This window comes from Xanthomonas sp. LF07-6, assembly GCF_034105445.1.
Taxonomy (GTDB): Bacteria; Pseudomonadota; Gammaproteobacteria; order Xanthomonadales; family Xanthomonadaceae; genus Xanthomonas_A; species Xanthomonas_A sontii.
Genome location: NZ_JAXGGI010000001.1, coordinates 1 through 22,351, shown reverse-complemented (window position 1 = coordinate 22,351; position 22,351 = coordinate 1). Strand labels below are relative to the sequence as shown.

Sequence of the window (22,351 nt, the reverse complement as noted above, 5' to 3'; positions counted from 1 at the left end):
ACTGGGACGAGATTCTCTAATGGTATACAACGCGCCGTCAGTGTCGGCCTGTGAGACGTCACCGCTCTAGAATTTCGCGACGGTCGGTGATGCGGAACGAACACCACGAAGCGGTAGTCAGTTTCTTTCCGGGTGACCGGGCGACAGGGGGTTGCCCATCAGAGAAAAGGAGTTTCACGTATGTCTGGAACAATGTTCGCGAAGAAACGTTTGTCTGCCCTGGTGCGACTCGGGGTGATGGCAGGTTTGTCGTTGAGTGGCACAGTCAACGCGCAGGCGCTGACCAATGATCCGCTTTCGGCGCAGCAGTGGGCGCTCAATGCGATCCGTGCGCCGCAGGCCTGGGCGCTGGCCCCAGCCGGTGGCGAGAGGATCCGCGTGGCGGTTCTCGATACGGGCTATTCCGAGCATCCAGATATTAACTGGGCCAAGGACGGTGCTGGTCAAGACTTCTATCTGGACGCAACTCAGGTCTTGGACGATGACGAAAAGGCAGGGCAGGATCCTAGGAATGTTCCGTCGTACACGCACGGTACGCATGTTGCTGGTATCGTTGCGGCCCGAACCAACAATGGTCAGGGAATCGCTGGCGTCTGTCCGCAATGCGAAGTGGTGTCGATCAAGATCGACCCTGTAGATCAGGACATTGCACGCGGCGTTCAACTCGCGGTGCAGGCTGGCGCGCGAGTGATCAATCTCAGCCTCGCTCAGCCAGATGTTTCGTGTAGCGCTAGCGAAACGTACAAGCTCACAAAAGCGGCGATCGCCAGCGCGGTGTCCGCGGGGGTGTCGGTCGTCGCAGCGGCCGGCAACCACAATACGCCTGATATCAGCTACGGCAACGAGCCACTCCCGAGGGCGCGGGTCGATGTAGCGAATGTGAGTCCAGCGTCCTGTCCCGGGGTGATTTCTGTCGGGGCATCCCTCGGTACGCCGCAGCAGCCAAATGTGGAAGCTCCCTACAGCAATGGTGGCCCGTCACTGACATTGACTGCTCCAGGTGGTGGCGTGACGATTGAGGACGGTTTGTACGGTGCTGGCGTGGAACCATGCTCTCTGCAGAACAATGTCGGCAATAGGGGATTCAGCACAAGCAGGGTGGGTGTGCTGGCGACTTGGGCTGAGGGCACCGGCACGCAATGGGTGCACTGCTATCGCTATTTGAGCGGAACGTCGATGGCAGCACCACATGTCAGTGGTGTCATCGGTCTGATGCTTTCTGTTAATCCCTCGCTGAGTCCCGCGCAGATCACGAACATCCTGCAATCTTCTGCCGGCCCGGTGGTATGTCCTTCCGGCGGTTGTGGCGCTGGCATGCTGAATGCAGAAGCTGCAGTCAGTCAGGCACGAGGCGTCGCCGGCCAGTGGACGTCCGCTGGTCCTTGCCGCTACAACGTGCCTGGCCAATCGGCGCAAACGCCGTGCGCATTGGGCAGCATGGATGTCTCGCCGGACGGCACTGAGACGGTCACCGCTTATGGCCATGTGTGGAAGTTCGATGCTCAGGGCTTGCCGGTGACGCTTCCCGTGCCGCTCAGCAGTTCGCCTGTCTATGCACGCGGGAACGGGCCGTGCACGGCGCAGTTCGCGAAGCGCAAGAAGTCGTGCACGTTCGACACCCGCGCCGAAGTGAACTACCCGGGTGTGGGCTATTTGGAATCCATTACCGCCTATGGCCGTTACTGGAACTTTGACGCTAACGGTCAGCCATTCGGCCCGCAGGGTGGAGCGCTGCACGATGTACCGCGATACGCTGCCGCCAATGGGCCGTGTTACCAGAAAACCCAGAGGAATCCCTGCGTATTCGACACGCGCTCGCTGGTCGTGTTCCCGGAGTGGGGCGGGCTGGTCGAGTCGGTCAACGCCTATGGCCAGTACTGGATGTGGGATGCCAACGGCAATCTGCTTGCTTCCGGTCCGCTGCAGAGCGTTGCGCGCTATCAGCAGATCTGCAACTACGGTCCGGCGGGTACGCCGTGCAAGTTCGATACGCGTGAGCTCAAGAGCAATCGACATGAGGTGATCACCGCCTATGGCCGTTACTTCGAGTTCAATGGCGAGGCGCTGATCCAGAACACGGCCTTGGCGGACATGCCGCGGTTCAACTGATATCACCGTTGCCGGCGTCCTGCTGCAACGATCGGCGAGAGTACGGCAAAGGATCTGCCGTGCTCTCGCTTCTGCCTTTCCAATTCCGTGTGTCGCCAGCGCTTCAGTCGGTTCGTGCGTACGGCCGTGGCAGCGGTTACGCGCGGGGGATCTGCCAGGTGCGACGTGTTCGGAGGGAAATCAACTCACTGAGCGGGATGCATCTTGAGGTAAGTCCATCTCGACTTGCCGATGGCGGCATCGCCAGGCACCGCATGATGGAGTGGTGCGGCCAGTACGCCGCACCACTCACAGCGCATCCAGAAACTCCCGCACCGCCGGTCCGAACCGCGCGAAATCCACCAGGAACGCATCGTGGCCCTGCGGCGAATCCAGCCCCAGGAACTGCGCCTGTGCGCCGCCGGCGCGCAGGCCGTCGGCGATCTGTTGCTGCTGCTGCACCGGGAACAGGATGTCGGTGTTGGCGCCGATCGCCAGCGCGCGCTCGATGCGGATCGTGGCGATGCCGGCCAGCACGTCGCCGCCCGCAGGTTCTGCCAGGTCGAACCAGTCCATCGAGCGGCTCAGGTACAGATAGCAGTTCGGGTCGAAGCGGCGCACGAAGCGGCGGGCGTGGCCTTCCAGGTAGCTCTCGACCTGGAATTCCAGGCCGAACGGATCGTCGTCGGTCTGGTCCGAGTCCAGCCGCACGCGGCCGAAGCGTCCGTCCCATTCCAGCGCCGAGCGATAGGTGATCACGCCGAGCTTGCGCGCCATGCGCATGCCCGACTCGGGATAGGTGGCTTCGTCGTAGTCGCCGCCATTCCAGTTCGGATCCAGGCGGATCGCCTCGCGCTGCAGCGAGCGGATCGCGATCGAGAACGGCAGTGCCTGCGCGCTGCCGGAGATGTTGATGTGGCTGCGCGCCAGGCTGGGATGCCGGTGCAGCAGCGCCAGCGCAGTCATGCCGCCCATCGAGTTGCCGATCACGCAGGCCAACTGCGCGATGTTCAGTGCCCGCACCACTTGCGCGGCGGCGTCTGCACCGTCCTCGATCGAAAGCTCCGGGAAGCGCAGGCGATACGGCTGGCCGTCGTCCGGGTGCGCTGAGGCGGGGCCGGTCGAGCCCTTGCAACTGCCCAGCGAGTTCACGCAGATCACGAACCAGCGCTGGGTGTCGATCGGCTTGCCCGGGCCGAGCATGCCTTCCCACCAGCCTGGCGTGGGATCGTCGGCATTGGCTGCGGCATGCGCGTCGGGCGAGAGTCCGGTGACGATCAGGACCGCGTTGTCGCGCGCGGCCGACAGCGTGCCCCAGGTTTCGTAGGCGACCCGCGCGCCATGCAACTGGCCGCCACGTTTCATCGGGAACGGCGAGGGCAGGGCGAGGAAGCGGCTGCCGGGCGGGATGAATTCGGTCATGCGCCGATTCTAGCCGCGCGATTGCGCATCCGGCGTATGCGTGGTGCGGGATGGAGCGTGTCGGGCCGCGATGGCGTCCGTGAGTGACGCCGGGCCGGATCTACCGCGCGTCTGATCATTCGCTTCCACCGCGATCCAGTCCGACACGCTGTTGCCTCGTGGGAGCGGCTTCAGCCGCGACAGGCCTCCCGGTAGAGCGTGTCGCGGCTGAAGCCGCTGCTGCAACGACGTTTCGCATTCTTGCTGGCGTCTTGGCCTGGTCGCGACCGGACGGTCCCGATCAGGCACGGTCGCTCCCACACGACTGCTTGCGCTATGGCTTGCCGATCACCAGCTCCACCGGCGCGGTCGCCGGCAGGGTGACCGTCACCGGCGCCGATTCCAGATCGCCCTCCTGGCGCATGGCATTACCGCTGGCCGACAGCCGCGCGATCACCTGCACCTGCTTGAGTTGCGAGAGTTTCTGCGTCGGCATCGGGCTGTCCGCGTCGCTCAGCGTCACCCGCAACGGCAGCGCCTGCAGTGGATGCTTCTGCACCGCCACCGGCATCGGCGGGCCGCCCGGTACGCGTGCGATCACGAATACGCTGGCGTCGCCGCGCAGGCGCACGCGGGCGGCGAACGCCGGGTCCAGCGACACCGCCACGGTCAGGCCGGCGGTCGCCGGCGCCTTGTCAGGCTGCGCCGTGGCGCCGGCAGTGGGCAAGGCGGGCAGGCCGGCGGCGCTGCGCGCCGCGTCGATCTGTGGCCGCAGCGCCGCGGCGGTGGCTGCGTCCACGCGCGGCAACAGCGCTTCCCAGGTGGCCGCGGCGGCGGCGTCCTGGCCGCGCTGGCGCTGGGCGATGCCCAGGAACCAGGCGCCGCGTTCGCTGCCCGGCGCCAATTGCAGGGCGTGCTGCAGCCAGGCCAACGCCTGGTCGTCGAACTGCCGTTGCGGGTTGGCCATCGCACGCGCCTCGGCTGCTTCGATCAGCAGCGGCGCCTGCTCCGGCGCCAGGCGCACCGCACGCGCGAATGCGGCCGCGGCCTCGGCGTGGTGGCCCAGCGACATCTGGCTGCGGCCGAGCAAGGCCCAGCCGTCGGCCCGGTTGGGATCCTTCGCCAGCGCCGCCTGCAGTTGCTTCACGCCATCCTCGAGCGTGCGTGGTGCCTCGCGGTTCTGCGCCTGCAACGCGCGCGGGGTGCCGACCAACGCATACAGCGCCGCCGTCGCCACGCCCAGCGCCAGGATCGCCACCGCCAGCACCGCGCCGTTGCGGCCGCGGCTGCGCAGCGGCCACAACACCACCGCGAACACCAGCGCCGCCAGCGCCACCGCCGCGGCCGACATGCCCCAACTCAGCATCGCCTCACCATTCCTGTTCGTCCTGCAGCGGTAGCGCGGTCGCTGCCGGCGCGCGTCGCCGCACCATCCGGATCAGCACCACGGCGCCGCCGGCCAGCAGCAGCAAGGGGCCGAACCACAGCAGCCAGGTGCGCGCTTCCAGTTGCGGCCGGTACAGCACGAACTCGCCATAGCGATCGACCAGGAACTGCTTGATCTGCGCATCCGATTTGCCCTGGTGCATCAGTTCCAGCACTTCGCGGCGCAGGTCCATGGCGATCTGCGCGTGGGAGTCGGCCAGCGACTGGTTCTGGCATTGCACGCAGCGCAGTTCCGCGGTCAGCGCATGGAAGCGCGCCTCCTCGGCGGCGGAGCGGTAGGCCAGCGGGGTCGGATCGGACACTGGTTCGGCGCCGGCCAGCGTGGACCACGCCAGCAGCGCCAGCAGGCCCAGCCGCAGCGCAGGCCGGCGGTGCTGGCTCATGGCGTGGCCTTACCCTGGGCGCGCGTCGGCGGGGCGTCGCGCTCGGCCTGCTCCAGTGCCGGCAGCAGTTCGTCGCGGATGATCGCATCGGTCAGCGGGCCGGCATGCTTCCAGCGCACCACGCCGCGCGCGTCGACCAGGAAGGTCTCCGGCGCCGCGGCCACGCCCCAGTCGATCGCGGTACGCCCTTCGGGATCGAACAGCACCGCCAGGAACGGATTGCCCAACTGCTCCAGCCAGCGCAGCGCGTCCTCGCGGGTGTCCTTCCAGTCGTAGCCGATCACCCGCACACGCTTGCTGAGCGCGAAGCGGGTGAGCACCGGGTGTTCCTCGCGGCAGGCCGGGCACCAGCTGCCCCACACGTTGAGCACGTACGGCGCGCCCAGCAACTCGCTGCTGCGCACGCGGATCGAGGCGTCGTGCAGCAGCGGCAGTTCGAACGCCGGCGCCGGCTTGCCGATCAGCGCCGAGGGCAGTGCGTCGCGATCGGCGCTGCCGGAACGCTGCACCGCATACACCATCAACGCCAGCAGGCCGAGGAAGAACAGCGCGCCCAGCAGGATGGCGGGCAGCGGCAGGCGACGTGGAGCGGGAGCGGACATCAGGGGGTCTCCGGGGAACGACGGAAGCGCCGGTCGGCGGCGGTGACGAAACCGCCCAGCGCCATCAGCGCCGTGCCAAGCCAGATCCAGCGCACGAAGGGTTTGACGTGGACGCGCATCGCCCAGGCGTTGCCGCCCAGCGGCTCGCCGAGGGCGACGTAGACATCGCCGAACAGGCCGGGGTGGATGCCGGCTTCGGTCATGTTCTGGCCGCCGCTGGCGTAAAGACGCTTTTCCGGGTGCAGCAGCGCCAGCGGGCGATCGTCGCGCAGCACCTGCACGTGCGCGCGCTCGGCCACGTAGTTGGGGCCCTTGCGCTGGTCCAGGCCCTGCAGCTCGAAGCGGTAGCGGCCCAGCTCCAGGTGCTGACCGGGCGCCAGCGCCACTTCGCGCTGCTGCTCCAGGGCCTCGACCAGCAACGCGCCGGCCAGAAAAACGGCGATGCCGGTGTGCGCCAGGGTCATCCCCAGCATCTCGGCAGTGAAACGGCTGCCCTTGAGCTGGCGCCGGCTCCATACGAAGCGCGCGGTGCCCAGCAGCACCCAGGTCGCGGCGGCGACGCCGGCGGCGGTCTTCCACGCACCCTGCGGCGCCAGGAAGAAGCCGATTGCCCCGGCCAGCAGCGCCAGGCCGGCCCACGGCGCCAGCAGCGCCAGCGGCCGCGACGCCTGTTCGCGCTGCCAGCGGGTCAGCGGACCGAACGGCAGCAACGCCACCAGCGGCGCCATCAGCACGATGAACAAGGTGCCGAAGTAGGGCGGCCCCACCGACAGCTTGCCCAGGTCCAGCGCATCGGCCAGCAGCGGATACAGCGTGCCCAGCAGCACCATGGCGCAGGCGCAGGTCAGCAGCAGGTTGTTGGCCAGCAGCAGGGTCTCGCGCGAGGCCGGGGCGAAGCGTTGCCGCGCCTCGTCGGCCGCCGCCGCCACCCGGCCGCCGCGCAGCGCGTACAGCAGCAGCGCGCCGCCGCACAGCAGGCTCAGGAACACCAGGATGAACAGGCCGCGGGCGGGGTCGGCGGCAAACGAGTGCACGCTGGTCAGCACGCCCGAGCGCACCAGGAAGGTGCCGAGCAGCGACAGCGAGAATGCGGCGATCGCCAGCAACAGGGTCCAGGCGCCGAAGCTGCCGCGTTTCTCGGTGACCGCCTGCGAATGCAGCAGCGCCGCGCCGGCCAGCCACGGCATGAAGCTGGCGTTCTCCACCGGGTCCCAGAACCACCAGCCGCCCCAGCCCAGTTCGTAGTACGCCCACCAGCTGCCGAGGGCGATGCCGATGGTCAAAAAGCCCCAGGCCACGTTGGTCCACGGCCGCGTCCAGCGCAACCAGCGCGCGTCCACCTGGCCGTCCAGCAGCGCGGCGATGGCGAAGGCGAACGGCACCGCGAAGCCGACGTAGCCGGCGTACAGCAGCGGCGGATGGATCACCAGGCCGGGATCCTGCAGCAGCGGATTGAGATCGCGCCCTTCCAGCGGTGCCGGCAGCAGCCGCGCGAACGGGTTGGAGGTGAACAGCAGGAACGCCAGGAAGCCGATGCTGACCAGCGCCAGGGTGCCGATCACCCGCGCGACGACGTGCGCCGGCAGACGCCGCGAGTACAGCGCGACAGCGCCGGTCCACAGCGCCAGGATCAGCGTCCACAGCAGCAGCGAGCCCTCGTGCGCGCCCCACACCGCGGAGTAGCGGTACACCAGCGGCAGCAGCGAATTGGAGTTCTCGGCGACGTAGGCCACCGAGAAGTCCTGGGTCACGAACGCATGGGTGAGGATCGCGAAGGCGCCGGCGACCAGCGCCAGTTGCGCGAACGCGGCCGGCCGCGCCACGCCCATCCAGCGCGCATCGCCGCGCTGCGCGCCGGCCAGCGGCAGCGCCGCCTGCAACACCGCGGTGAGCAGGGCGAGGATCAGCAAGAGCTGACCGACCTCAGGCAGCATGGCGCTTGCGGAACGCGCGGGCGGGTAGGGCGGGACGCGCAGCGGATTGCGGGATGCACATGGCGCAAGGCTGCCCCCCCGGGTTCCGTCGCCGCTGCTTGGTGGTGCCAACGATCGTGCCAGCGCTTTTGCTTCGACGATTCCCCATTCCCCAATCCCGATTCACGCCCCTCACTGCATCGCCCCCACATCATGCTTGCGATGCGCGCTGCCCATCTTGTCCGCCAGCTCCTTCGGCATATAGGTCTCGTCGTGCTTGGCCAGCACGTCCTCGGCGACGAACACGCCGTCGTGCATGCTGCCGGTGGCCACCACCGCCTGGCCCTCGCGGAACAGGTCGGGCAGGATCCGGTCGTAGCGCACGGTCAGTTGCGCATCGCCGTCGGTGACCCGGAAGTGCGATTGCAGCGAACCGGGTGCGCGCTGGAACGAGCCCTTCTCGACCATGCCGCCGAGGCGGAAGCGCGCGTGCGCGCCGGTCTTGCCGGCCAGCACTTCGGCCGGGGTGTACAGGTAGGCGGCATTGCGCTGCAGGGCCATCGCCACCAGGGTGGTGGTCAGGCCGGTGGCCAGCACCAGCAGCATCAGCCACAGCAGGCGGCGCTTGCGCTGCGGGTTCATCGGCTCAGCTCCAGCGGCGGCGCCGGTTCGGCCTTGGCCTGGCGCTTGCGTTGCGCGCGCAGCCGTGCCGCCCGCAGGGCGTTGCGCACCTGCAGCCGCGCCAGCACGAAATCGGCCAGCAGCACCCCGGCGAACACCGCATAGGCACCGACCACATACGGCAGGTAGTTCATCCGCGTGCCTCCGCCAGTTGCGTCACCCAGTCCTTGCCGGCCTCGCGGCGCAGGTTGTCGGCGCGCGCGCGCGCCAGCAGCGAGCCGGCGAACCAGAACTTGGTCGCGGCCACCATCAGCCACAGCGGCGGCAGCATGCTCGGGTCCATGCTGGACTGGCCGAACAGGCGGATGGTCTGGCCCTGGTGCAGCGAGTTCCACCACACCACCGAATAGCGGATCACCGGCAGCAGCACCACGCCGACGATGGCCAGCAGCCCGGCCGCGCGTGCGGCGGTGCGCCGGTCCTCGATCGCCAGGTACAGGCCCATCACGCCGATGTACAGGAACAGCAGGATCAGCTCGGTGGTCAGGCGCGGGTCCCAGTCCCACCAGGCGCCCCACATCGGCTTGCCCCAGATGCTGCCGGTCAGCAGGGTGATCAGGGTGAAGGCGGCGCCGATCGGCGCGCAGGCCATCGCCAGGATCTCGCACAGCTTGATCCGCCAGACCTGGGCGATGGCCGCGTACATGGCCATCAGGCCGAACACGAACAGGCTCATCCAGGCGCTGGGCACATGGATGTAGAGGATGCGGAAGGCGTCGCTCTGCAGGCGGTCGGCCGGGACCACGAACAGGGCCTGCCAGATGCCCACGCCGGCCAGCAGCAGCGCCGCCAGGTAGCACCACGGCGTCCAGCGCGCAGCGAAGCGATCGAAGGTCGGCGGCGAACCGAGTTGGTGGAACCAGCGGACGAGAGAGGCCATGCGGACGATTCTAGCTGGCGGAAGGCGGGCTTCGATGCGACAACATTCGATGCGACAACGACGGAACGGCGAGGGAACACTGCGCTTGCATGGTACGACCGCCGTCGCGCCCGCGCTGCCCCAAAAGGCTCAGCTCAGCGAGATGCGGATCGCCGCGGCCGCCGCCAACGGCGCCAGCACCAGGCCCGCGACCAGACCCGCGGCCAGCAACAGCAGGCCGCCGGCCGGATCCAGGCCCTGCGCCGCCGCCGCCACGCTGCCGGCGCCGAACACCAGCACCGGCACGTACAGCGGCAGGGCCAGCAGCGCGACCAGGATGCCGGCGCGCTTCATGCCCACCGTCAGCGCCGCGACCACCGCGCCGAGCAGGCTCAGCAGCGGGGTCCCCAGCGCCAACGATGCCAGCAGCACCGGCATGCGGTCATGTGGCAGGTGCAGCAATTCGCCGAGCAGCGGGGCGGCCACGATCAGCGGCAAGGCGGTGGTGACCCAGTGCAGCAGCACCCGCACCAGCACCAGCCAGGCCAGCGGCACCGGCGCCAGCAGCCATTGCTCCAGCGAGCCGTCCTCGGCATCGCTGCGGAACAGGCTGTCCAGCGCCAGCAGGCCGGCCAGCAGCACCGCCAGCCATAGCGCGGCGCCGGCCACCTCGCCGAGCAGGCGCGGCTGGTTGCCCAGCGCCAGCGCGAACAGGGCCACGATCAGCAGGGCGAACAGCGCCGGCTGCAGCGCGTCGCCGCGGCGCCGCCACAGCAGGCGCAGGTCGCGCAGCAGCAGCGCCCGGGTGGCCTGCCACAGCGAAGGAACGGGCGTGGCCAGGCTCATGCGGCGACTCCGCTCAAGGTCAGCATGCGGGTGCGCACGGGGGGGGCGGCATAGGCGCCATGGGTGGTGACCAGGGCCGCGCCGCCGCTGCGCAGGTGCGCGGCGATCATGCGGTTGACCAGGGTGATGCCGTCCAGGTCGAGGTTGGCGTAGGGCTCGTCGAGCAGCCACAGCGGCGCCGGCGACAGCCACATCCGCGCCAGCGCCAGGCGCTTCTTCTGCCCGGCCGACAGCTGCCTTACCAGGGTGTCCTCGTAGCCGGCCAGGCCGACGATGGCCAGCGCGCTGCCGGGCATCTGCTTGGCCCGGCGCCCCTGCAGGCCGCACAGGTAGTGCAGGTTCTCCAGGGTGCTCAGGTCGGCCTTCAGTGCGCCCAGGTGGCCCAGGTAGGCCATGAAGCGGGCGCGGTCGCCGCGCCGCACCGGGTGGCCGTCGATCTCGATGCGCCCGGCCTCGGCGCGCAGCAGGCCGACCAGCACCCGCAGCAGGGTGGTCTTGCCGGCGCCGTTGTCGCCCTGCACCAGCAGCGCCTCGCCGGCATCCAGGTGGAAGTCCAGCGGACCGAACACCGCGGCGTCGTCGCGGGCGAACGTGAGCCCGTGCGCGGCCAGTAGCGGTGGGGCGGTGTACAGCGGATCGGTCATCGGCGAAGGCCGCGGCGGATGGCGCGGCGGCGGGCGGCAAGGGAAGGCGCGCATTGTATCGGCATGCGGGCGTCCGGCGGATGCCGGCGGCGGCCACACGCGGCGATGCGCATGCGCTGCGTCAGTGGAGCGGCGGCGTGTAGGGCGCATCGCCGGCAAGCGGCTTTGCGTACACTCGGCGTTTTCCCGCTGCCCGCAGATCCCCCGCATGCATCCGCAGACCAAGCTGCCCAAGGTGGGCACCACCATCTTCACCGTGATGTCGCAACTGGCCGCCGAGCACGGCGCGGTCAACCTGGGCCAGGGCTTTCCCGATTTCCCGGTGCCGCCGCGGCTGATCGAGGCGCTGGACCGGGCGATGCGCGACGGCCACAACCAGTACCCGCCGATGACCGGCGTGCCGGCGCTGCGCCAGGCGATCGCCGAGAAGGCGCTGCGCTGCTACGGCGCCCAGGTCGATGCCGACACCGAGGTCACCGTCACCAGCGGCGCCACCGAGGCGCTGTTCAACGCCATCCACGCCGTGGTGCGCCCGGGCGAGGAGGTGATCGTGCTGGACCCGGCCTACGACAGCTACGAGCCGGCGATCGACCTGGCCGGCGCGCGTGCGGTGCACGTGCCGCTGGACCCGCAGACGTTCGCGGTGGACTGGGAGCGGGTGCGCGCGGCGATCACCCCGCGCACCCGCCTGCTGATGCTCAACAGCCCACACAACCCGTCCGGGGCCATGTTCGGCGCCGATGACCTGCAGGCGGTGGCCGAGCTGCTGCGCGGCAGCGACATCTTCCTGATCTCCGACGAGGTCTACGAGCACATCGTGTTCGACGGCCGCCGCCACGAGTCGGTGCTGCGCTGGCCGGAACTGCGCGAGCGCGCCTTCGTCGTCTCCAGCTTCGGCAAGACCTATCACTGCACCGGCTGGAAGATCGGCTACGCGATCGCGCCGCCGGCGCTCAGCGCCGAGTTCCGCAAGGTCCACCAGTACAACACCTTCGCCAGCTTCGGCCCGGCCCAGCACGCCTTCGCCGCGATGATCCGCGAGGAGCCCGAGCACGACGAACAGCTCGGGGCGTTCTACCAGGCCAAGCGCGATCGCTTCCGCGAACAATTGCTGGGCACCCGGCTGAAGCCGCTGCCGGTGCCGGGCGGCTACTTCCAGCTGGTGGACTATTCGGCGGTCAGCGACCTGCCCGATACCGAATTCGTGAAGTGGCTGACCATCGAGAAGGGCGTGGCGGCGATCCCGCTGTCGCCGTTCTACCAGGACCCGCCGCCCGCCCAGCGCCTTGCCAGGCTGTGCTTCGCCAAGAACGAGGCGACGCTGGATGCGGCGATCGAGCGCTTGCGCGCGCTGTAGCGCTTAAGTGCCGGGATTGGAGATTTGGGAATGGGGAATGGTGAAATCTCGCCGATGCGCTTAGCCTTTACCCATTCCCTATTCCCCTTTCCCGATTCCCTGCTATGAACGATCTGAGGATTTCGTTGGTCCAGGGCGATACCCGCTGGCACGATCCGGCTGGCAACCGCGCGTATTACGCCGAACTGCTGGCGCCGCTGGCCGGCGTCACCGACCTGGTGATCCTGCCGGAGACCTTCACCAGCGGCTTCTCCAACGATGCGCTGGCGCAGGCCGAGGACATGGACGGGCCGACCGTGGCGTGGATCCGCGAGCAGGCGGCACGGCTGGGCGCGGCGGTGACCGGCAGCGTACAGTTGCGCGTGCCCGGCGCCGATGGCGAGGCCAAGGTATTCAACCGCCTGCTGTGGGCCACGCCGGACGGCGTGTTGCAGCATTACGACAAGCGTCATCTGTTCCGCTACGGCAACGAACACCTGCGCTACGCCGCCGGGCACGAACGCCTGTGCGTGGAGTGGAAGGGCTGGCGGATCAATCCGCAGGTCTGCTACGACCTGCGCTTCCCGGTGTTCTGCCGCAACCGCTACGACGTCGAGCGCCCGGGTCAGCTGGATTTCGATCTGCAGCTGTTCGTCGCCAACTGGCCGTCGGCGCGCGCCTACGCCTGGCGTACGCTGCTGCGCGCGCGCGCGATCGAGAACCTGTGCTTCGTGGCCGCGGTCAACCGCGTCGGCGTGGACGGCAACGACCTGCACTATGCCGGCGACAGCGCGGTGATCGATTTCCTCGGCCAGCCGCAACTGGAGATCCGCGAGCGCGAACAGGTCGCCACCACCACGATCTCCGCCGCCGCGCTGGCCGCGCACCGCGCGCGCTTCCCGGCCATGCTCGATGCGGATGCCTTCAGTCTGGACGACTAGCCTGCGGCTCCCGTGATGCCGGAAAGCTCATCGTGCTATTTCCGAAGACGCCTGTCGTAGGAGCCGCTTCAGCCGCGACGGGCTTTCCCGGTAACCCCTGTCGCGGCGGATTTCGAAAGCGCGGCAATAGCCCCTCCCGCAGCATGTTGCGGCAAGCGTGGCGGGTGCACTGTGGGAGGGACTTCAGTCCCGACGCATTACGCCATCAGCAAGTGCTTCGCACGTCGCCGCTGCATGCGCGTTGACGCCCACAATGCATTGAGGCAGTCAGGCCAAGCCGGCGCAGACGAGTGCTGGAGATGTTTGGCGCGGGCCTCGCCTTCTGCCTGTACGGGGCCGACCGCGCCCGCCGCGATTGGAAATGCCTGCTGAACGCACGCGCGACGCTCCCGCAACCTTGTCGCGGCCGCGACAAACCCATTGCTACCCTCGCGCCTTGTCCACCCACCCGGAATGCCCACATGATCAAGTCGCTCTCTCTGCTCGCACTGCTGGGTGCGGCCGCGCTCGCGCCGCAGGCCCAGGCCGCCGGCAACATCGATTGCAAGCTGTCCTTCAACCTGTCCGGCTGGTCGGTGTTCTACAAGACCGCCAAGGGCACCGGCACCATCACCTGCAACGACGGCGCGGTGATCCCGGTCAAGATCAGCAGCAAGGGCGGTGGCCTGACGGTCGGCAAGTCGAAGATCGTCGGTGGCCGCGGCACCTTCACCGGCGCCTATAGCCTCAACGATCTGTTCGGCACCTATGCCGCCGCCGAAGCGCATGCCGGCGTGGTCAAGTCCAGCACCGCGCAGGTCGTCACAAAGGGCGATATCTCGCTGGCCCTGGCCGGCACCGGCGAGGGCGTCGATCTGGGCGTCAACGTCGGCAACTTCGTGATCGAGCGCCGCAAGTAAGGCTTGCTCTGTGCCTGCCCCGCCCGCAGCCGCGCGCGGGGCAGGCGCTGTTTTATCCGGCGGTCACGACGATCGACGCGAGGCTGGCCAGGGCGAGGGTGAGCAGGAGGAGGTTTTTGCGTGACATGCGGAGTTTTCGGCAGGGATGAAGTTTTTTGCTTGGGCGATGCGCTGCTCGAGATGGCAAGCGTCAGATAGCGGCCGCAGCGGCAGGTTGGATGCGTTGTCCGAACACGGTGTGCGAGGATGCCAGGGCCATGAATTCCTCCACGGGTAATGGCCGGCTGAAATGGTAGCCTTGACCGATGTCGCATCTGATGCTGCGCATGCGCGCCGCGTCCTCTTCGGTTTCGATGCCCTCGGCGACCACGCGCATTCCCATGCCGTGCGCCAGCCGAACGATGCCCTCCAGCGTTTCGAACACATGCGTGGTCAGCCGCGAGCGCCGGACCATCTGATGGTCGATCTTCAGGATGTTGAAAGGCGCCATGCACAGACGGTGGATCGAAGATCCCCCGGTGCCGAAATCGTCGATGGCGCAATCGATTCCATTGAGTCGCCAGTGGGCCACGGCGCCGGCGATGTGGCGGTCGCAGTGATCCATTCCGTCCTCGGTCACCTCGATGGCGAAATGGTGGGGGACGCCTCCCGAACGAATCAAGCGTTGGACGATGCAGTCCGCCCAGCTCGCCGAGACGAGACGGGTGGCGGATACGTTGATCGACAGTTTCAGCGTTGATGGCAAGGACAGCGAGCTGCTGACGCTGGCCACCGTGTCGATCAACTGGCCGATCAACTCCTCCCCAAGGTCGCATTCCTCCAGGAGAGAGAGGAAATGGTTCGGGCCAAGCACGCCCAATGTCGGGTGCTGCCATCGCACCAGCGCTTCTGCGCCCGCCATGGCGCCGGTGGTGAGGCAGTAACTCGGCTGCAGGAAGGCGGAAATCTCTCCAGTGCGGTAGGCGGCGTGGACATCGTCGGCGGTGATGCGCTGAGCGGTATTCTCGATGAGCTGGCCATCGTTATCGATGGTCGTCGGCGGGTTTGCGCGGTACAGCATGTCGGTGAAGTCGAACAGCCGCAGCGCCTCTCCGGCGAAGACCAATTGCATCAGCCCGCCGTCGCGTTGCTGCGCATATTCATGGATTGCGCTCTGGAAGCGCATGTCCGTCACTCCACCGACGATGACATGTCCGCTGAAATGGCTGTCGGCCAGGGCATCGATCAATTGCAGGGCCGATGCGCCCTGCAAGCGCGCCGACGTCACCACCAGGTCGATCGGCGTGGTGCGCATCCGTTCGAGCAGTTGGTCGTTGTTGCTTGCGCTATGGACCTTTGCCACGCCCAGCCGTTGCAGCAGCTTGCCGACGTAGGAACTCCGCAGTTCGCTGTCGTATGCGATCAAGGCATTGCGGATGTTGAAGAACGGAACATGTGCGCTTTTGTTCATGAGAGCCTCATCGGTGGCGTGTGGGCGGCAACGCGGGAACCCGACTCTTGCCGAGAATCTCAGCTTGTCTGCAGATCGCGGCGGCGGTAATGGCGCGTGCCTTAAGCGCGGATGGGCGCGCGCCCAAAGACGCAAGTGCGCGCGATGGGGCATGCGGCAAGGCGTGGACGCGAGCCGGACAGCGCCGAAAGGCCGGATTTTTGCTGCGTTGGCGAGCGAGATGGCGCTGAGCTATCCTGCGGCCATTCGCCTGCCCGCGGCGTCGCAGGGCGTTCCGAGAGCCGAGATGCCGCAAAAATTACTTGCCAGAACTGGACGACACTACCGGCGCATCCTCTACGGGTCGGCGACCGCGCTTTCGCTGTCCATCGTCACCGCTGCCTGGCTGTTTTGCAGCGGTATCATCAATCAGTATCGCGAAAAGCAAGTCGCGCAGTTCGTCAAGGACAGCGAGGAAGTGCAGACTCAGGTGGATCAGTTGTCGGCGCGGCTGATCCAATTCGCCGATGTCTACGAAGGCGTATGGAATCTACGGCAGAACGATACCGTCCCCGTGCAGCGCTATGCGCGCAAGTTGGCCGACGGACACGGCTTCGCCCAGACCACGGACGACCTGACCGCGACCCCTTTTACGCTGGTGAGCGTGTTGACCGGTGCGGGCGATACCGAGCGGCTGGCAACGGCGATGCGGGTGGTCCGCGATATCTCTGCGGCACCTTCCATCGACGCCAGAAAGGCCGGCGTGACTCTGGAGGGGTTCCTGTATGCGCCCGACGGCAGTTTTCTGGCCGCGTCTCCCGTGCTGGGCACGGCAGCGTTGGACAGTGCGCGCCGCCAGGGCGCCGATGCCTTCATTCGCCAGCGCATCGCCGCGGTGGAGCGCCTTGTGGCGTCGACGCCGACGCAAGTGCTGCGCAAATACAGATTGTTGTGGCGCCCAGCCGATGCCAGCGACGGGCAAACTTCCGTGTCGCAACTCATCGTGCCGATGTTCCACGATGGCAAGCGGGTCTTCACTATCGCGTTGTCGCTGCCGGATCGGCAGTTCATGCAGTTCTTCCTGCGCAGGGAAGTCCGGCGCCCGGGGTTCTTCCTGCTGAACAAGGAGGGTCAGCTGAACCTCCGCGATCCTCCGCAAGATCCGGACCAGGCGGCGTTGCTGGCTCGGGTTCTTGCACAAGCGGCGCAGTTCCGCGGAGTTTCCGGCGAGCCGATCACCCTGTACCGGAACGACATTTTCCTGGTGGCCCAGCGCATCGGTGGTCCGGACTGGATCGCGGTCTACGCCTATACCTGGAGCGACGTGCTGGCGAATCTTCAGTACGAATTCTTCACCGGCGCGCTTGTGTGCCTGCTGGCGCTCGTCCTGATGTGGGTAACCGTCATCTATTTCGATCTCAGGGTGACCAGGCCGCTGCTCAGCAGCGCCGAAAAGCTGATCGAGGCCGAACACTTCAGCAAGGCGATCATCGACACCTTGCCGATCGGCATCGGCATTTACGCGCCGGGGACCGAGTCGGTGATGCTGGAGAACGGCGTTGCCAAACGCATGCTTGGCGACCGCAGCGAGGACTTCTACCGACACGTCATGCGCGAGCGCAGCGCGCAATCTGTGCCCGGCGCGCAGCATTCGTTCATCGAGGTGCAGTGGGACATCGCCGAGGGTCAGAGCAGCTACATCGGCGTGGCGTCGTCGCAGACCCGCTTCGACGGCCGTTCGGTGGTGTTGCTGGGGCTGGTCGACATCAACGAGCGCAAAGCCAACGAAATGCTGTTGATAGAAGCCAAGCAGACCGCCGACGAAGCGAACCGGGCCAAGTCGATGTTCCTGGCGATCGTCAGCCATGAGATCCGCACGCCGTTGCATGGCGCGATGGGTCACCTGGAACTGCTGGCGCGCAGCCCACTGGGATTGGAGCAGTGCGAATGGGTGGACATGATCCGCCGCTCGTTCGACGCCTTGCTCACTCTGGTCAACGATCTGCTCGATTCGACCAAGCTCGAGGCCAACGCGCTCAAGATCAATCCAGTACCGATGTCGCCTAACGATGTGCTGGAGCGTTGCGCGCGCAGTTTCGGCGCGTCGATCCTGCAGAGCGGCGTCGCTTTCTACTGCGTGACGGACCCGGAGCTGGATGCCGTGATGCAGGGCGACGACCAGCGCTTGGCGCAGATCCTGCAAAATCTGCTGGGCAATGCGGCCAAGTTCACCGAGCGTGGCTCGGTCATGATCTCTTCGCGCTGTCTCAAGCTACAGGACGACACGGTGTGGGCGCGTTTCGAGGTCGCCGATACGGGCATCGGGATTCCCGCCTCGATGCAGTCGGCGATCTTCAACCCGCTGGCGCAGGCCGACGACAGCATCAGTCGCCGTTTCGGCGGTACCGGATTGGGTTTGTTCCTGTGCCGCAATCTTTCGCGCTTGATGGGCGGGCGCATCAGCGTCAGCAGCGAACCCGGTGCGGGTAGCGTGTTCCGGGTCGACCTGCCGTTCAAACGCAAAGCGCACGCGCTTCCTGCCGACTCGCACGCGCTGGAGGGAATCACGGTGGATCTGGTGTGCGCGCAGCCGGCATGGCGGGACATGCTCGCCGAGCGGTTGCGCCGCTGGGGCGCAGCCCTGTACGACGAGGACGCGCAACCGGCGCGCTTGCACATCCGGGTGCTGGCGCAGGCCGATGGCGGCGTCTTGAACGCTGCCGACCTGAGCGCGGTGCCGGCGCTGGGCACCGTATTCGTGACCGCAAAGGGGCCGTTGGTGCCGCATCGCCACGAAACGCGGGTCGAGGTCAGTTCACTGAGCCGCGAAGGATTGCTCGACGCCATGAGCGCACTGACCGGTATCACTCCCCGCCCCGCCGAACGCTATGCGGGGGGGCTCGCCGAGGAGGTGGTCGAACAGGATCTGGACATCCTGGTGGCCGAAGACGATGCGGTGAACCGTACGCTGATCAAGCACCAACTTGCGGCGTTGGGATGCCGCCGCGTGCGGGTGGCCGTCGATGGAATGGAGGCGCTGACGCTGTGGCTCGAGCGCCGCGCCGATCTGGTCATCACCGATCTGGGCATGCCGCAACTGGATGGCGTCGGCCTGCTGCGGAAGTTGCGCGATTTCGATCCGGGAGCGCGGATCGTAGCCACCTCCGCGTCGGCCGCGGCGGAGATCAGCGCCGATACCGAGCAGTTTTCCGATCTGCTGCAAAAGCCTGTGTCGTTGAACGACTTGCGCCGTGTCCTGAGGAGCACGATGCTCGTCCGCAATTCCTCCGAGGTTTCCGAGGGCGGCCGGGAACCTCCTTCGGACGAACTGCTGGATGCCTTGCTGTGGCAGGCGCTCCGGTCCGAGTGGGACGCGGAGCGGCAATCGATCGAGGAGGCGCTGGTCTTGCAGGATCTGGAATTGTTGCGTCGGCGCCTACACCGTCTGCAGGGCGCTTTGATGGCGTTGGGGGCGGACGATCTGTTGGCGGAACTGCAAGTAGTGCAGGAGCTCTGCCCGAGCGCGGATTGGGCTGTGCTGTCGGCGCGTTGCCGGCAGTTGCTTCTGCATGTGGAGCAATCGCTGCGTTGAAGCGGCCGACGACGCGGCCGAAGTGACGCCGATTGGCGCTTGGCGCCCACGTTGAGTCAGTCCAGTCATCGCAGGTGGCGTCGCCGACGCGGTCGTGTCCGGGCGATGTCTCCGATGATGAGGGCGCGCGCGCTGCGTTCTGCCTGACACTCCCTGAGCCTGTTGGAACCGCACATGCGGAAGCGCAAACGCGATCAGTGCATGATGCTCGACGCATAGCGCTGGATGGACGGCACGAGCCGGTTCGCCTTGGCGGCTGCGCAGCCGTTTTGTCAGCCGCTCTAGATGGCCCCGGGCATGCGCCGCCAGTCGCTGGCGGTGCAGGTCGAGCCGGCTGACGCGGAGTGTGCCCAGGCACGATCGCTGGCACAAGACGTTCGCATACGTCAGGGGCAAGAGCCGCGCCCGCTCTCATCGGCCAGGGCAACGCCGGTTAGCGTCCGACGCAAAGGGCCATGAAAAAGCATCGAACTGGACATGACCACGCTGTTCTGATCCCGCAAGGGATTCCGTCCCGTTGCCGTGCCGTTGGTGCAGCGAAACGATGGCTGGCTCAATCGATTCCGACGCGCAACCCACGATGATGGCGGTCCGCCCAGAACCTCGGCGGAGCTTCACTTGGTCGTCCTTCCCATCCTCTCGCTCGACAAAGCCGCATCTGTTCTTCAACGTCCATGACGCGCGCTAGACGCCCTGACTGTCCAACTCGCGCAGCAGCGCGGCCAGTTCGACGTCGTTCTTGGCGCCCAGCTTCTTCATCGCCGCGATCTTCTGGTTGCTGATGGTCTTGGGGCTGCGCTTGAGCCGATCGGCGATCTCGCTCAGCGATAGCCCATCGGCGGTCATTCGCGCCACGGTGGCTTCCTTTGCGGAGAGCGCGTCCATTCCGATGGCCCCGTTCTTGCGGTAATGCGTTGTCAGCAGCGCTGCCGACAGCGAACCGGGGACATAGAGGCGGCCGCTGGCGACTTCCTGCACCGCCGCGGCCAGGTTGCCGAAATCCGCGCGGCTCTTGCCGATGAAACCGGAGGCGCCCAGTTGCAGCGCCGCCGAGACGATCGAGGGTGCGGTGTGCGCGCTGAGCACCAGCAATCGCATCTGTGGCGCCAGCCGGCGCAGGCGCTGCAGCAGATGCAGCCCGTCGGCTTGCGGGTCGCTTTCGAATTCATAGTCGCACAGCAGCACATCCACCGGCTGTTTGACGAGCTCACGCAGCAACTGGCCGATGCCGTCGCAACTGAAGAGCAGGTCGATGCCCGGCGTGTTCTTCAGCACGCTGGTCACGCCGAGCAGCACGATCGGGTGGTCGTCGGCGATACCGACTCTGATCCTGTCCATTGTTGGGTCCTGTTGCCGCTGCCGTCATGCGCGATGTTATTCGCCGAATCATACGTCAGCTTCGCCATTCATCGGTGGCGAAACTGAGATTGAAGCCGCATGGCGTCTGTGCTGTCGGCTGAATCTTTCGATGCCAGAGACCGGATTTTGGGTATTGGCTCGTGCATGACTGGGGGTTTCCCCGTCTTGCCCTTGTCGAAGAAGTGTCAGTTTTCTTCTGTCGATTGTCGTGCCGAACGTACGGTTTTGGGCATTCGCCCATGTGTGGAATGGGGTTTTCCCATCGTGTCCTTGTCGAAGACGTTCTAAATTTTTTCTGGCGGGCGCAACGCCGAATGCGCGGTTTGGGGCATTCGCTCATGCACGGGATGAGGCTTCCCCGTCGTTGCTGCGCCAACAAAATTCTAACTTTCTCTGCTCTATAAATTACAGGTGGTCCAAAATGAATAGGGTATTCAGGGTTGTGTGGAATCGCACTATCGGTGCATGGGTGATTGCGTCGGAGCTGGCGAAGAGTAGGTCGAAAGGCCAAGGTGCCAAGTCTAAAGAAGAATCTGTCGCTGCCTGCTTGCTCGTTGCGAGCCTGTTGGCGATGTTCGGCGTCAGTGGTGAGGCGATGGCCGCCCAGGTGGAGGCCGGTGGGATGTTCCGGGTGTTGGGTTGTCAGTCTTGGAGCAAGAATCCTTATTGTCAGGTTGACGCGTATAAGGCAATTGCGGTTGGCGACGCTGCGAATGCCTGGTCCTCGGCTGCAGACGCGCTTGGGATCAATGCCAAGACCTCCAGCGGCGATGAGACTGCGACCAATGACGATGGGACTGCGATCGCGGAGGGCTATAACGCGAGCGCCGCCGGTAAGGGGGAAGGTGCGTACTCCGCGGCAACCGAGGGGCGAGCCTGGGCGCTTGACGATACGGCTGCAGCGTTGAATGAAAATAGCCTAGTAACAGGTGCCGGTATTGTTGGGAGTGGCCATTCCATTGCGACTGGCTATCAAGTTGAGGCCACCGGCGATGACGCTTCCGCCTTCGGTGTGCGCTCCTCGGCGAGCGGGATACGCGGAGTGGCGATCGGCAATCGTGCGGAAGCGCAAGATACGAATAGCGTGGCAGTAGGCACCGGCACTAGTGGTGTATTGGCAGGCGGAGAGTCCTCGATCGCGCTTGGTATTAATTTGAGGGCGACCGCGCGAGGTGCCATCGCGGTCGGCGATGCTGTCGTTTCCTCGGGCGTCGGTGCCATCGGGATCGGCAGCTATTCCAATTTTGAGGCGCATAACAAGGCACAGGGTGACAATTCCATCGCCATAGGCAACGACGCCAATGCCATCGTAGATGATTCGGTGGCGCTCGGTAAGTCAGCGGTGGCCGGCAATTCTCAAAGCGGTGCCAGTGCCGATGTGGCGCTTGGCAGTGCAGCCAACGCGACCGGCGGCAAGAGCCTGGCGCTGGGCGTGAATGCGACGGCCACAGGTGCCAACAGTGCTGCGATTGGGTCGTCGGCGGCCGTGTACGGCAGTGATGCGATGGCACTGGGCAGTCGCGCGGTGGCGGGCGACGAGAAAAACAAGAGCGACGACAACAACATAGCGCTGGGCTACGCCGCCAATGCCCATGGCGGAGCCAGCCTCGCTATGGGCTACACGGCTAGATCCACAGCCGCCAGCGGCATCGCCATCGGCAATGCCGCTGATGCCAGCGGCGAGAAAAGCATCGCCATGGGCTACGCCGCCAATGCCAATGGCGGAGCCAGCATCGCCATGGGCTACACGGCTAAATCCACAGCCTCCAGCGGCATCGCCATCGGCAATGCCGCTGATGCCAGCGGCGAGAAAAGCATCGCCATGGGCTACGGGGCCACTTCCGCAGGCCGTAACGGCACCGCCATGGGCTACGGGGCCACTTCCGCAGGCGGCAACGGCACCGCCATCGGCAAATTCGCCCATGCCGACGA

At 66.5% G+C, this 22,351-nt stretch carries 18 protein-coding genes; 6 read left to right on the top strand and 12 right to left on the bottom strand.

From position 1 onward, the window contains the following. The first annotated feature begins 180 nt into the window (after nucleotides 1-180). On the top strand, nucleotides 181-2,109 hold the full coding sequence (locus SLW56_RS00090; RefSeq protein ID WP_320694166.1) for a S8 family serine peptidase: 1,929 nt from the start codon (nucleotides 181-183) through the stop codon (nucleotides 2,107-2,109). A 288-nt stretch (nucleotides 2,110-2,397) separates the two neighbouring features. Here SLW56_RS00090 and SLW56_RS00085 read toward each other — a convergent pair whose 3' ends face one another. From SLW56_RS00085 to ccmA, 10 genes are all read right to left on the bottom strand, one after another. Further along, nucleotides 2,398-3,510: a homoserine O-acetyltransferase gene (locus SLW56_RS00085; RefSeq protein ID WP_295923272.1), complete on the bottom strand. Its 1,113-nt coding sequence runs from the start codon at nucleotides 3,508-3,510 to the stop codon at nucleotides 2,398-2,400. 313 nt (nucleotides 3,511-3,823) lie between these two features. After that, nucleotides 3,824-4,855 (bottom strand): tetratricopeptide repeat protein, encoded by a 1,032-nt coding sequence (locus SLW56_RS00080; protein WP_320694165.1) that lies wholly within the window; start codon nucleotides 4,853-4,855, stop codon nucleotides 3,824-3,826. 4 nt (nucleotides 4,856-4,859) lie between these two features. After that, nucleotides 4,860-5,318 carry a cytochrome c-type biogenesis protein gene (locus SLW56_RS00075; protein ID WP_017907310.1) on the bottom strand — a complete coding sequence of 153 codons (459 nt, stop codon included), beginning with the start codon at nucleotides 5,316-5,318 and terminating at the stop codon, nucleotides 4,860-4,862. Then, nucleotides 5,315-5,923 (bottom strand): DsbE family thiol:disulfide interchange protein, encoded by a 609-nt coding sequence (locus SLW56_RS00070; protein ID WP_026143515.1) that lies wholly within the window; start codon nucleotides 5,921-5,923, stop codon nucleotides 5,315-5,317. The genes SLW56_RS00075 and SLW56_RS00070 overlap by 4 nt, the downstream gene beginning before the upstream one ends. Continuing rightward, nucleotides 5,920-7,854 (bottom strand): heme lyase CcmF/NrfE family subunit, encoded by a 1,935-nt coding sequence (locus SLW56_RS00065; protein WP_320694164.1) that lies wholly within the window; start codon nucleotides 7,852-7,854, stop codon nucleotides 5,920-5,922. Before SLW56_RS00065 ends, SLW56_RS00070 begins: the two co-directional genes overlap by 4 nt. A 171-nt stretch (nucleotides 7,855-8,025) precedes the next feature. Next, nucleotides 8,026-8,475, bottom strand: coding sequence for a cytochrome c maturation protein CcmE (ccmE, locus tag SLW56_RS00060; RefSeq protein WP_320694163.1), 450 nt, complete (start codon nucleotides 8,473-8,475; stop codon nucleotides 8,026-8,028). Then, nucleotides 8,472-8,648, bottom strand: a complete 177-nt coding sequence (locus SLW56_RS00055; protein ID WP_010343776.1) for a heme exporter protein CcmD — start codon at nucleotides 8,646-8,648, stop codon at nucleotides 8,472-8,474. Before SLW56_RS00055 ends, ccmE begins: the two co-directional genes overlap by 4 nt. Further along, nucleotides 8,645-9,394, bottom strand: coding sequence for a heme ABC transporter permease CcmC (gene ccmC, locus SLW56_RS00050; protein WP_267118055.1), 750 nt, complete (start codon nucleotides 9,392-9,394; stop codon nucleotides 8,645-8,647). The genes SLW56_RS00055 and ccmC overlap by 4 nt, the downstream gene beginning before the upstream one ends. Nucleotides 9,395-9,523: 129 nt before the next feature. After that, entirely contained in the window at nucleotides 9,524-10,219 is a 696-nt protein-coding gene (gene ccmB, locus SLW56_RS00045; protein ID WP_017907306.1) for a heme exporter protein CcmB, read from the bottom strand. Next, nucleotides 10,216-10,863, bottom strand: coding sequence for a heme ABC exporter ATP-binding protein CcmA (gene ccmA / locus SLW56_RS00040; RefSeq protein ID WP_017907305.1), 648 nt, complete (start codon nucleotides 10,861-10,863; stop codon nucleotides 10,216-10,218). The genes ccmB and ccmA overlap by 4 nt, the downstream gene beginning before the upstream one ends. A 208-nt stretch (nucleotides 10,864-11,071) precedes the next feature. Between ccmA and SLW56_RS00035 the strand changes: the two genes are divergently transcribed. The 3 genes from SLW56_RS00035 (at nucleotide 11,072) to SLW56_RS00025 (ending at nucleotide 14,039) form a co-directional block, all read left to right on the top strand. Then, nucleotides 11,072-12,220 carry a pyridoxal phosphate-dependent aminotransferase gene (locus SLW56_RS00035; RefSeq protein WP_043095607.1) on the top strand — a complete coding sequence of 383 codons (1,149 nt, stop codon included), beginning with the start codon at nucleotides 11,072-11,074 and terminating at the stop codon, nucleotides 12,218-12,220. Between the two features lie 104 nt (nucleotides 12,221-12,324). Further along, nucleotides 12,325-13,140 (top strand): amidohydrolase, encoded by an 816-nt coding sequence (locus SLW56_RS00030; protein WP_152238020.1) that lies wholly within the window; start codon nucleotides 12,325-12,327, stop codon nucleotides 13,138-13,140. Nucleotides 13,141-13,601: 461 nt separating this feature from the next. Next, on the top strand, nucleotides 13,602-14,039 hold the full coding sequence (locus tag SLW56_RS00025) for a hypothetical protein (protein ID WP_017914143.1): 438 nt from the start codon (nucleotides 13,602-13,604) through the stop codon (nucleotides 14,037-14,039). A gap of 190 nt (nucleotides 14,040-14,229) precedes the next feature. Here the strand turns inward: SLW56_RS00025 and SLW56_RS00020 are convergent, their stop codons facing one another. Continuing rightward, on the bottom strand, nucleotides 14,230-15,489 hold the full coding sequence (locus SLW56_RS00020; RefSeq protein ID WP_043095605.1) for an EAL domain-containing protein: 1,260 nt from the start codon (nucleotides 15,487-15,489) through the stop codon (nucleotides 14,230-14,232). 220 nt (nucleotides 15,490-15,709) lie between these two features. On the opposite strand from SLW56_RS00020, the gene SLW56_RS00015 reads away from it, so the two are divergent. Next, nucleotides 15,710-19,060 (top strand): ATP-binding protein, encoded by a 3,351-nt coding sequence (locus SLW56_RS00015; RefSeq protein WP_267101597.1) that lies wholly within the window; start codon nucleotides 15,710-15,712, stop codon nucleotides 19,058-19,060. Between the two features lie 684 nt (nucleotides 19,061-19,744). Here the strand turns inward: SLW56_RS00015 and SLW56_RS00010 are convergent. Continuing rightward, nucleotides 19,745-20,398, bottom strand: coding sequence for a response regulator transcription factor (locus tag SLW56_RS00010; protein WP_017915652.1), 654 nt, complete (start codon nucleotides 20,396-20,398; stop codon nucleotides 19,745-19,747). Between the two features lie 442 nt (nucleotides 20,399-20,840). Here SLW56_RS00010 and SLW56_RS00005 point away from each other — a divergent pair. Further along, nucleotides 20,841-22,351: ESPR-type extended signal peptide-containing protein (locus SLW56_RS00005; RefSeq protein ID WP_320694162.1), on the top strand; the 1,511-nt coding region annotated here is incomplete at its 3' end.

What these genes read in the sequence shown, in the direction of transcription:
- SLW56_RS00080 (WP_320694165.1), bottom strand. Translation starts at nt 4,855, where the DNA reads ATGCTGAGTTGGGGCATGTCGGCCGCGGCGGTGGCGCTGGCGGCGCTG.
- ccmE (WP_320694163.1), bottom strand. Translation starts at nt 8,475, where the DNA reads ATGAACCCGCAGCGCAAGCGCCGCCTGCTGTGGCTGATGCTGCTGGTG.
- SLW56_RS00075 (WP_017907310.1), bottom strand. Translation starts at nt 5,318, where the DNA reads ATGAGCCAGCACCGCCGGCCTGCGCTGCGGCTGGGCCTGCTGGCGCTG.
- ccmA (WP_017907305.1), bottom strand. Translation starts at nt 10,863, where the DNA reads ATGACCGATCCGCTGTACACCGCCCCACCGCTACTGGCCGCGCACGGG.
- SLW56_RS00020 (WP_043095605.1), bottom strand. Translation starts at nt 15,489, where the DNA reads ATGAACAAAAGCGCACATGTTCCGTTCTTCAACATCCGCAATGCCTTG.
- ccmB (WP_017907306.1), bottom strand. Translation starts at nt 10,219, where the DNA reads ATGAGCCTGGCCACGCCCGTTCCTTCGCTGTGGCAGGCCACCCGGGCG.
- SLW56_RS00025 (WP_017914143.1), top strand. Translation starts at nt 13,602, where the DNA reads ATGATCAAGTCGCTCTCTCTGCTCGCACTGCTGGGTGCGGCCGCGCTC.
- SLW56_RS00035 (WP_043095607.1), top strand. Translation starts at nt 11,072, where the DNA reads ATGCATCCGCAGACCAAGCTGCCCAAGGTGGGCACCACCATCTTCACC.
- SLW56_RS00090 (WP_320694166.1), top strand. Translation starts at nt 181, where the DNA reads ATGTCTGGAACAATGTTCGCGAAGAAACGTTTGTCTGCCCTGGTGCGA.
- SLW56_RS00010 (WP_017915652.1), bottom strand. Translation starts at nt 20,398, where the DNA reads ATGGACAGGATCAGAGTCGGTATCGCCGACGACCACCCGATCGTGCTG.
- ccmC (WP_267118055.1), bottom strand. Translation starts at nt 9,394, where the DNA reads ATGGCCTCTCTCGTCCGCTGGTTCCACCAACTCGGTTCGCCGCCGACC.
- SLW56_RS00055 (WP_010343776.1), bottom strand. Translation starts at nt 8,648, where the DNA reads ATGAACTACCTGCCGTATGTGGTCGGTGCCTATGCGGTGTTCGCCGGG.
- SLW56_RS00015 (WP_267101597.1), top strand. Translation starts at nt 15,710, where the DNA reads ATGGCGCTGAGCTATCCTGCGGCCATTCGCCTGCCCGCGGCGTCGCAG.
- SLW56_RS00065 (WP_320694164.1), bottom strand. Translation starts at nt 7,854, where the DNA reads ATGCTGCCTGAGGTCGGTCAGCTCTTGCTGATCCTCGCCCTGCTCACC.
- SLW56_RS00030 (WP_152238020.1), top strand. Translation starts at nt 12,325, where the DNA reads ATGAACGATCTGAGGATTTCGTTGGTCCAGGGCGATACCCGCTGGCAC.
- SLW56_RS00085 (WP_295923272.1), bottom strand. Translation starts at nt 3,510, where the DNA reads ATGACCGAATTCATCCCGCCCGGCAGCCGCTTCCTCGCCCTGCCCTCG.